At 59.4% G+C, this 9,856-nt stretch carries 8 protein-coding genes; 5 read left to right on the forward strand and 3 right to left on the reverse strand.

Translation table 11 applies throughout. The annotated features are described in order from the left end of the window. From VN887_14690 to VN887_14700, 3 genes are all read left to right on the forward strand, one after another. Nucleotides 1-1,074: UbiD family decarboxylase (locus VN887_14690; GenBank protein HXT41254.1), on the forward strand; the 1,074-nt coding region annotated here is incomplete at its 5' end. Between the two features lie 336 nt (nt 1,075-1,410). Further along, nucleotides 1,411-2,757: an ADP-ribosylglycohydrolase family protein gene (locus tag VN887_14695; protein HXT41255.1), complete on the forward strand. Its 1,347-nt coding sequence runs from the start codon at nt 1,411-1,413 to the stop codon at nt 2,755-2,757. A gap of 354 nt (nt 2,758-3,111) precedes the next feature. Next, nucleotides 3,112-3,567 carry a transposase gene (locus VN887_14700; protein HXT41256.1) on the forward strand — a complete coding sequence of 152 codons (456 nt, stop codon included), beginning with the start codon at nt 3,112-3,114 and terminating at the stop codon, nt 3,565-3,567. Here the strand turns inward: VN887_14700 and VN887_14705 are convergent. The 3 genes from VN887_14705 to VN887_14715 form a co-directional block, all read right to left on the reverse strand. Next, on the reverse strand, nt 3,564-4,292 hold the full coding sequence (locus tag VN887_14705; protein ID HXT41257.1) for a DUF1080 domain-containing protein: 729 nt from the start codon (nt 4,290-4,292) through the stop codon (nt 3,564-3,566). The genes VN887_14700 and VN887_14705 overlap by 4 nt on opposite strands. Continuing rightward, the gene (locus VN887_14710; protein ID HXT41258.1) at nt 4,292-5,155 is read right to left on the reverse strand and encodes a sugar phosphate isomerase/epimerase; all 864 of its coding nucleotides are present in this window, start codon (nt 5,153-5,155) and stop codon (nt 4,292-4,294) included. The genes VN887_14705 and VN887_14710 overlap by 1 nt, the downstream gene beginning before the upstream one ends. 122 nt (nt 5,156-5,277) lie before the next feature. After that, nucleotides 5,278-6,867: a Gfo/Idh/MocA family oxidoreductase gene (locus VN887_14715; GenBank protein HXT41259.1), complete on the reverse strand. Its 1,590-nt coding sequence runs from the start codon at nt 6,865-6,867 to the stop codon at nt 5,278-5,280. A gap of 126 nt (nt 6,868-6,993) precedes the next feature. On the opposite strand from VN887_14715, the gene VN887_14720 reads away from it, so the two are divergent. Together VN887_14720 and VN887_14725 are read left to right on the forward strand one after the other, a co-directional pair. Continuing rightward, nucleotides 6,994-7,173, forward strand: a complete 180-nt coding sequence (locus tag VN887_14720; protein ID HXT41260.1) for a hypothetical protein — start codon at nt 6,994-6,996, stop codon at nt 7,171-7,173. A gap of 235 nt (nt 7,174-7,408) precedes the next feature. Then, nucleotides 7,409-9,856 (forward strand): chemotaxis protein CheB (locus VN887_14725; protein HXT41261.1); only part of this gene is annotated, 2,448 nt, incomplete at its 3' end.

Raw genomic sequence — 9,856 nt, forward strand, 5'->3', positions numbered from 1 at the left:
GAACTCGCCACTCATCAGTCATCACTCGCCACTCTGTTGAATCTCCCGATTCAACAGTGCTGGCCACTCGATGGCGGACGTTTCATCACATTGCCCTGCGTCGTCACCAAAGACCCCGACACCGGCGAGCGCAACGTCGGCATGTATCGCATCCAGATTTACGACGACCGCACCACCGGCATGCACTGGCAGCTCCAAAAAGTCGGCGCGCGGCACGGCCGCCGTTACTACGAAACCGGCACGCGCATGCCTGTCGCCATTTTTCTCGGCGGCGATCCAGTGTTCACTTTCGCCGCCACCGCGCCGTTGCCTGATGGCCTCGACGAATTCCTCCTCGCCGGTTACCTCCGCAAAAAATCCGTCGAACTCGTCAAGTGCGAGACCAACGACCTCGAAGTCCCCGCCAACGCCGATTTCGTCATCGAAGGCTACGTTGACCCGACCGAGCCGCTCCGCGACGAAGGCCCGTTCGGCGACCACACCGGCTATTACACGTTGCCCGAGCCGTATCCCGTCTTCCACGTCACCGCCATCACGCACCGCAAGGACGCCGTCTATCCCGCCACCATCGTCGGCATCCCACCGATGGAAGACTTCTACATCGGCGGCGCGTCCGTGAAACTCTTCCTGCCCATCTTCAAGATGAACTTCCCCGAGATCGTGGACATCGCGCTGCCGGCCGAAGGCGTCTTCCATAACCTCGTCTTCGTGAGCATCAAGAAGACCTACCCGATGCAGGCCTACAAAATCATGCACGGCCTCTGGGGCATGGGCCAGATGATGTTCACCAAATACATCATCGTGGTGGACGACGACGTGGACGTGCACAACACCAGCGAAGTCCTCTTCCGCCTTTGCGCCAACACCGATCCGCAACGCGACAGCATCTTCACCAAAGGCCCGTCCGACGTGCTCGACCACGCCACCAGCGAAATCGCCATCGGCAGCAAACTCGGCATCGACGCGACGAAGAAAATTTCCGGCGAAGGCTTCAAACGCCCCTGGCCGCCGCTCATCAAGATGGATGCCGCCGTGAAGGCGAAGGTGGAAAGGATTTTTGGAGACGTTGCGTGAACCCGCGACGTTGGCTGCGAACAATCCCGAGCCGGCGCGGCAACGCGCGGCATCGGCCAATCCCAAAGGGATTGCGTCCTCCAGCCCAAGGTTGCGAGGCACGAGCTACCTTGGGTCACGATTCACGAATGGAATCCAACCGCAACGCGGTTGTGACCAAAACCATTCGTTTGGCGTCGCGACGAATTTGCCGCAACCGCGTTGCGGTTGTTCCCGTTTTGCCATGTTCACCCAAGGTAGGCGCGGTCGCGCCAACCTTGGGCTTTGGGCCGCAGCCCCGTTGGGGCTGGCGAGAGAAAGCAAAGGCGGAGAAATTTTCCAACCCTTAACAGCATCGTGAAAACTCTTCTGCTCCTCGAAGACAACGACGACCGAATCGCCGCATTTGAATCCATTCTTCGTGAACTCGGCGAAGAATGGCAAATGCGTGTCTGGCGTGACGCACCGACGATGCTAGCCGAGAGTGAGGAATTCTTCGACAACACCCATCTTGTTTCGCTCGACCACGATTTGAATCCGCGGCCCGGCGCGACCCGCGACCCAGGCACTGGTCTTGACGTGGCAAAGTTGCTCGCGAGCCACTTTCCGTTTTGCCCTGTCATCATCCACTCCACAAACGCAGACCGAGCATGGTCAATGCACAACGATTTGAGATTTGCGGGTTGGACTGTGGATCGGGTCGGACCAATCGGTGACGATTGGGTTGGCAAGCTTTGGCTTCCGAAAGCACGCGAGATGCTGGCGCAGTCGCCTCGACGCGACGTTTTTCGGCGACCATCGGATTATTCCGCGCGGATGCCGCGCACTCTGCTTTCGCTGGAAGGGCTCGCCATCGGCGACGCTGTTGGCGAGATGCTCGCATATCGTCATGCAGATGCGGCTCGAATCATCGAGCGCGGATTGCCTTCCGGGCCGTGGTTTCACACCGACGATACGGAGATGGCGCTCTCGATTGTCGAAGTGCTGAAGCTCTACGGTCACATTCATCAGGACGCACTCGCCCGCCGTTTTGCTTGGCGATTCGAGCGTGAACCCAACCGAGGTTACGGGAGCATGACGCGAATGCAGATGAACGAAATCATTCGTGGCGGCAATTGGCGTCAGGGCGCGGCTTCTGCGTTTGGTGGGCAAGGCTCGATGGGAAACGGCGGCGCAATGCGGGTCGCTCCGCTCGGTGCTTACTTCGCAGATGATTTACCTCGCATTGTAGAAGAAGCGCGAGCATCTGCGCTCGTCACTCACACTCACACCGAAGGCGTTGCTGGCACGATAGCCGTCGCTGTCGCCGCCGCGATGGCTTGGCGGTTGCGAGAAGATAATTCGCCAACGCGCGCGACCAAACTATTCGAGGCTGTTCTTGACTCCACGCCTGGGAGCAAAGTCCGTCGCGGTATTCTCGTTGCATCGCAAATACCGGCGACAATTCCGGTCGAGGCTGTCGCAAAAGCTCTCGGCAATGGTTCACTCGTGACTGCGCCAGACACTGTTCCGTTCGCGCTATGGTGTGCTGCCCATCACCTCGACAACTACGTTGAATCTCTCGCATTGACGATTTCAGGTGGTGGAGACTGCGACACAGATGCCGCGATTGTTGGCGGAATTGTCGCGCTGTCCGTGGGTCACGGCGGAATTCGTGCCGATTGGCGGAAGGAGAAAGAACCGTTTCCACCCAATCTACGCTGATGATGCGTTCGCCAGTTCGAGAATCCCAACGGGATTCCGTCCCAAAGCCCAGGGTTGCGATGCACGAGCACCAACGCGAAGCGTTTAATCGTATCTGTTGTTCTGTTTTCCCCTGGGTCACCGTCCGCCAATCATTTTCAACCGCAACGCGGTTGTGGCCATTCCCGTCCGTCAATCGCGCGCGACATTTCGCCGCAACCACGTTGCGGCCGATTCGTTTTCGTCGTACGCGCGCAAACGGCCAGAACCTCGTTAAGGTTTGTTGAATTGGTTTGACTCGTAACCCAACGTAGCGGCGTTGCCGCAACGTTGGGCTGGAGGCCGATGCCCCGTTGGGGCATCCTCAATCGCGTTATGCCACAATCCCTTTCCGCCGTTTACATTCATCTCGTCTTCTCCACCAAAGACCGACGGCCGTTCCTGCGCGACAAACCCACGCGTGACGCGCTCCATTCGTATCTCGGCGGCATCTCCAAACAACTCGATTGTCCACCCATCCTCGTCGGCGGCGTGGAAGACCACGTCCATCTGCTCGCGCGCTTCGGGCGCACCATCACGCAGGCTGAATGGGTGAAGGAATTGAAACGCGTCTCGAACCTCTGGCTGAAGGAACGCGGTCGCGATTACGCCGACTTCGAGTGGCAAGGCGGCTACGCGGATTTTTCCGTGAGCCAATCCAATCTCGAACCGGTGAAGCAATACATCGCCGGACAGGAAGAGCATCACCGCAAGATCGGATTCCAAGACGAGTTGCGCGCGTTGTTGCGCAAGCACGAGATTGAGTGGGATGAGAAATACGTTTGGGACTAAAGCTCCCGAACTCGCACGTTGCGGAACTTCACGAATCCGGCAAAGCCCCCACCCTCAGTGGCGTGTGGCCATTGAAAGCTGATCGGACCCGCTTCTTTCCACGCCGCCTCCGACGGGCCGGCGGGGTTGTCGGTGACGTCGCAGATCTTCGTCCCGTTCAAGGTGACCTGGAGACGCGCGCCCTTGAAGGAGATCTCGACATGGTTCCAATCCTCCTTCTTGCGGAGATTGGGGAACTTCTCATCGCCCGTGTCGAGCCAGAGGACGTTTCCTCTGATGGCTTTGGGATGCACACGGTGGACGACGACGCCAATGAACTCTCCAGCCTCTCGACGCCCGAAGTTCACCTGATAACCGGTCCGCAGATACACACCGCTGTTGTAAGTGCAGTTGGTAAGCGAGCCGTCCGGGGCGGCAGGTTGTTCGGCCAGCATGAAGTCGAGCTCCAGCTCGAAGTCTTTGAATCGCGCTTGTGAAACAAGACTCCCACCCTTCTGCCCCGCCTGTCCGCCAACAATGATCCCGTTCTCCATTTTCCACCCGGCGTCGGCGGGGTTCAGGGCAGGACCGCCCCCGCGCGCAGGGACAGTCCAGCGGGTGAAATCCTTGTCATTGAAAAGCGGCTTCCACAGCTCAGCCGATTGCAGCGACGCCACGAGCACAAAACAAAGCAGTATGACGACGATACGAGTTTGCCTTTTGACGCTGCGGTCCATTTGGCTCATCAAACGTTGAGGGTTTTAAGGTAGGCGACGCTTTGCTGGGTTAGTTCCCAGTTTTGTTCGACAAAGTAGTTTTTGACGCCGCCGATTTTGGCGGCGGTGAAGGTTTTTTCCCAGTCGATGCTGCCCTGGCCCATGCCCACTTGTGGGTAGCGCTGGCGCGGGGAACCTCCCTCTGCGGCTGGGGCTGGGGCCTTCATGTTGATGTCCTGAAGGTGCATCGAGTAAAAGCGGCCCGGGTGCTTCGTGAAGTACTCCGCGGCGACGAAGCCGGCGGTGATCGTTGACATTTGGAATTGGAATTTCACCAGTTTCGGATCGAGCAAGTCCAGTAAGAGATCGTAGGTGCGCTTGCCGTCCACCATCGACAATTCGAAACCTTCGTTGTGAAGGCCTTGCTGAAGGCCGGCGGCGGCTGAGATGGCCGCGATCTTGTTGTATTCGTCGGCCGCCTTTTTGACCTGGTCGAGGGTCGGGTTGTTGCCGCCGCCCAAGGTCGCGGTGATGATTTGCGTGATGCCGACTTCATTCGCCCAGTCGATGCTCTTTTGCTGGGTTTTGCGCAGCTCCGCCATGGTGAAATGAGAGCTCTCGGATTTCATGCCGTGATCGGCGAGGATGCGCGCGACTTCTTTTCCATTCGCGAGCGAGGAAAATTCAGTGCCGTAACCAATCGGGCAACAAAGCTCGAGCCGGGTGACGCCGATGCCGGCCATCATCTTCACGTAAGCCGGAAAATCCTTGATCATCGAACGCGTCGGCCAGACCTGGCTGCCAATGGGCAAGCCCAGCGGAGTGGCTGAAAGGTTTGAGACGCCGGCGGCCAGAAAACCAACCGCGCTCGAAGTAATCAACGTCTTTTCCATAAATGCTCGTCTTGAGATGGGAGTCATACTGATTTACTGGCCGTTAATTGTGTCATGGCGACCGGCGAGGGACTTGTCTTGCCCGGTCAGTGGAAAGCGGTTCAATCGAATTTGACATCAGATCAGATCTCCCACCCGGGACGGTATTCGCGCGTGAGGAATTTGTCCGCCGCGGGAAGGTTGGTGATTTTGGCACTGGCGGAATCAAAAAGCAGTCTCTTGCCGCCGAGTCGAAGAGAGATGGCAGCAAGGTTCATCGAGTCGGAGATTGGGCCGGCCAATTGAAAATCGCCGTAGCTGGCAGGGCCTCCTTTGAAGGACGCGATCCAGGCAGCATTGCGATCCTGACGGGCGTTGGCTCCGCGCTCGGTCGGGCTTGGTTCGGGAAGGCGGCTCTCCGCCAAAAAGGAGCGCATCTTTGCTTCGGGAATCAATCGCGAGTTTTCGGCGCGGAAACCGCCGAGGATTTTACCCTTGTCGCCAATAAACATCATTCCTTCCTCGGCGAGTTCCTTGTTCTCGGCCATGAGCTCCTCCGGCACGAGTGGTTTGATGCCACCGTCATACCAAAAGATGTCCAGGGCCGGCCGATCGCCTTTGGCCGCGAACCTGAGTCGAATCGTGCATGCCGCCGGGAAAGAAAAGTCGTTTTTGATTCGCTGGCAGATGTGGTCGGAAACGCGGCAGACATGGCTCGGGGAGGATTCGACGCTGATCGGCGAATCCAAATCGAGGAGTTGAAAAATGGGCCAGAGGCTGTAGTGCCCCATGTCGGCGATCGACCCGCCCCCGAACTCATACCAGCCGCGGAAATTGGTGTGCGTGTAGTCGGGATGATACGGGCGGTCCAGTGATGGACCCAGCCAGAGGTTCCAGTCGAAACCGGCGGGCACCGGAGGGGTTTCGGTCGGGAGCGTTGGGAATTGGGGCCACATTGGGCGCATGGACCAGTTATGAATTTCACGAAGCGGCCCGATGGCGCCCTTCTTGATCATGTCCACGGCTTGTTTCTGGGCGGCGCCTTCGCTGGCGGGCATGAAGTGCGTGGCGATCTTCCCGGCTCGCGCCTTCTCGATGACGGCTCTGGCCTCGAGCAGGCGATTCGCAAGCGGCTTGTGCACGATGACATTCTTCCCCTTTTTCAAAGCCGCGATGGATATGACGCCGTGGGTGTGATCGGGCGTCATTATTTTGACTGCGGTCACATCCTTCTCTTTTTCCAGCAACTCACGGAAATCCGTGTAGGTGGCGCAACCCCTGAATTGTTCCTTGCCGCGCTGCCTCGCGTAGTACGCTTCGACAACTTCCTTGCCGACGTCGCGGCCGCCTGGCGTGTGATCTGAGCCTTCTCGCCAGGCCGGGTTCTCGATCAGCCGCCTGATGGTGGCGCGGACTTCGTTTTTGCTCCATTCCAGGTAATGGGTGCCGTCCTTTTCGACATCGCACATGGCGACAACCTGGACTTCCGGGCTGGCGAGAATGCCGCCGATTTCCCGGATCGCCTGAGTTCCAAAGCCGACGCAAGCCAGTGTGATCTTCTCGCTCGGGGGCACGAATCCGGGTCCGCCGAGCACATGGCGCGGCACGATGGCAAATGCGCCTGCCGCTACGCTGCTGACGGCTATGAAGCGCCTTCGTGAAACGGATACCGACGCGGACTTGCTCTTTGACCCTGCGCGGTTCAGGGAGAAACGCTTTTGTGGCGGGTTCATTTCCGTCGAGGCTAAGCCGGCAGGAAAGGACGTCAACGACTGATTTTCCTCTTATTATCCAACTTCCTATTTGGGCAGCAGCAGTGAACGGGCGGTCCGCGAAAAAAGTGATCCGGCTCACGCCGGATGCTACAAGCGGGCATGGACGTGCTCGACCACCCCAGCAGCGAAATCGCCAGCGGCCGCAAACTCGGCATAGACGCGACGAAGAAGATTTTCGGCGAAGGCTTCAAACGCCCATGGCCGCCGCTCATCAAGATGGATGAAGCGGTGCGAAACAAAATCGGTGCGATCTACGGCGGATGAAATGGGAGAACATGCGCCCGCCCGCCAGGTTCACGTCAGTTGTTTATTCTCTGGTAACTCTCATCCGAAGTCGTATAAGAGCTTTTGAAGTTCCGATGGAACAGATGCGCGGATACGCTCCGCGCAATCCGGGCGGCTGGACGACTCGTCGGGGCGATTGTTCTGCCAGCCCGGCTCAACCGGATGCCAGCTTCAACTGCACTAACAAGGCGCAGGCCACCTGAAAGTTGAAGGGATGAAAAGAACCTCCAGGTCCGCTCCTAAGACCGCGGTGAAGTCCGCTCCGATCAAGCCGCAGGCAGCGGCGGTTTTTCCCGCGCCTGAATTGCGCAACGCGTTTCCCATCGTCGGCCTCGGCGCGTCGGCTGGCGGACTGGAGGCGCTCGAACTGTTTCTCAAACATGTGCCGGCGAAGAGCGGGCTGGCGTTTGTCATCGTTCAGCATCTCGACCCGACGCACAAGGGGATCATGCCCGAACTGCTCCAACGTGCCACGACCATGAAGGTCATCCAGGTGAAGGATCGCACCAAGGTGCGGCCCGACTGCGTTTATGTGATTCCGCCAAACAAGGACATGTCGCTCCTGCACGGCGTGCTGCATTTGCTTGAGCCGTCCGCGCCGCGCGGCTTGCGGCTGCCCATTGATTTTTTCCTGCGGTCGCTCGCCGAGGACCAGCGCGAGCGCAGCGTGGGCGTCATTCTCTCGGGCATGGGTACGGACGGCACGCTGGGGTTGAAGGCGATCAAGGAACATGCGGGTGTGGTGCTGGTGCAGGAGCCGGCCTCGGCGAAGTTCGACGGCATGCCGCGCAGCGCGATTGACGCCGGACTGGCGGACATCGTGGCCCCGGCGGCGGATTTGCCCGCCCGGTTGGTCGGATATTTGCAGCACGCACCGTTGTTTTCGCGCTCGGAATTGATGGAAGAAAGCGGCGCGCAGAGCCAACTGGAGAAGGTGGTAATCCTGCTCCGCGGCCACACGGGCCACGACTTTTCGCTCTACAAGCGCAACACGCTTTACCGCCGCATCGAGCGGCGCATGGGGCTGCACCAGATTCCGAAGATTGGGACTTATGTCCGGTATCTGCGCGAAAATCCGCAGGAGGTCGAACTGCTTTTCAAGGAATTGCTCATCGGGGTGACCAGTTTCTTCCGGGACGCAGCGGCGTGGGAACAACTGGGCAACGAGGCGTTGCCGTCATTGCTCACGAGCCGGGCGGACGGTCACGCGCTGAGGGCATGGGTGACCGGCTGTTCAACGGGCGAAGAAGCGTACTCGCTGGCCATCGTGTTCAAGGAGGCGCTGAAGCGGATCAAACCGCGCGGAAACTACTCGCTGCAGATCTTTGCCACGGATCTTGATCGCGACGCGGTGGACAAGGCGCGCCAGGGATTTTTTGCGGCCAACATTGCCACCGATATTTCGCCGGAACGATTGGGCCGGTTCTTCGTCAAGGAGGAGCACGGCTATCGGGTTACCAAGGAGGTTCGCGAGATGGTCATCTTCGCGCCGCAGAATCTCATCATGGACCCGCCGTTCACCAAGCTGGACATCCTGAGCTGCCGCAACCTGCTGATTTACCTGGCTCCGGAATTGCAGAAGAAAATTTTGCCACTGTTCCATTACAGCCTGAATCCGGGCGGCGTGCTCTTTCTTGGCAGCGCGGAGAGCGTTGCCGGTTTCACGGATTTGTTTGCGCCACTGCGCGGCAAGTCACGGATCTTTCGCCGGCAGGACTCCGCCCGGCGCGGTGATTTGGTGGAATTTCCGTCGGCGTTCGTGCCCTCGGCGCTGGACGTGACGAAACCCGACCGCGCGTCGATGCCGGCCCCGGCCAGCGTCCAGTCGCTGGCCGAACAATGGCTGCTGCAAAACCAATCGCCCGCCGCCGTACTCGTCAACGACCAGGGCGACATACTGTTCATCAGCGGACGCACTGGACGTTATCTCGAACCCGCCGCCGGCAAGGCGAACTGGAATGTGTTCGTGATGGCGCGCGAAGGTTTGCGGTACGAGTTGACGAGCGCGTTCCAGAAGGCGCGCCGGCAGAAGGCGCCGGTCATCGTCCGCCAGGTGATCGCGCCGGCCAACGGCGGGGCGCATTTCGTGGACCTTACGGTGAAGATCTTCGACGAACCGGAGACGTTGCGCGGGCTGGCGATGATTGTGTTCACGGAAGTTGCGGGCTCGACCGCGCAGCCGAAAGGCCGCGCCGGGAAAACGGCGCCACGGACCGGGCGCATCCGTGAACTGCAGGAGGAACTCCGGCGCGAGCGCGAGGAAGTGCAGAGCACGCGCGAAGAGATGCAGACCTCGCAGGAGGAACTCAAATCCATGAACGAGGAATTGCAGTCCACGAACGAGGAACTGCAATCCACCAATGAAGAACTCACCACCTCGAAAGAGGAGATGCAATCGCTCAACGAAGAACTTCAGACCGTGAACGCGGAGTTGCAGGCGAAGGTGGACGAACTGTCCGCCGCGAGCAACGACATGAAGAATTTGCTCAACAGCACGGACATCGCCACGCTGTTCCTCGACAGCGAGCTGTGCGTGCGCCGGTTCACGCCGCCGACGTCCCGCATCATCAAGCTCATCCCCGTCGACGCCGGCCGGCCGATCACGGACATCGCGTCGGAGCTCGACTACATCGACCTCGCCGAGGACGCGCGCGAAGTGCTG

The sequence above is a fragment of the Candidatus Angelobacter sp. genome (genome assembly GCA_035607015.1).
Taxonomy (GTDB): domain Bacteria; phylum Verrucomicrobiota; class Verrucomicrobiia; order Limisphaerales; family AV2; genus AV2.

What these genes read in the sequence shown, in the direction of transcription:
- VN887_14715 (HXT41259.1), bottom strand. Translation starts at nt 6,867, where the DNA reads ATGAACCCGCCACAAAAGCGTTTCTCCCTGAACCGCGCAGGGTCAAAG.
- VN887_14720 (HXT41260.1), top strand. Translation starts at nt 6,994, where the DNA reads ATGCTACAAGCGGGCATGGACGTGCTCGACCACCCCAGCAGCGAAATC.
- VN887_14705 (HXT41257.1), bottom strand. Translation starts at nt 4,292, where the DNA reads ATGAGCCAAATGGACCGCAGCGTCAAAAGGCAAACTCGTATCGTCGTC.
- VN887_14710 (HXT41258.1), bottom strand. Translation starts at nt 5,155, where the DNA reads ATGGAAAAGACGTTGATTACTTCGAGCGCGGTTGGTTTTCTGGCCGCC.
- VN887_14700 (HXT41256.1), top strand. Translation starts at nt 3,112, where the DNA reads ATGCCACAATCCCTTTCCGCCGTTTACATTCATCTCGTCTTCTCCACC.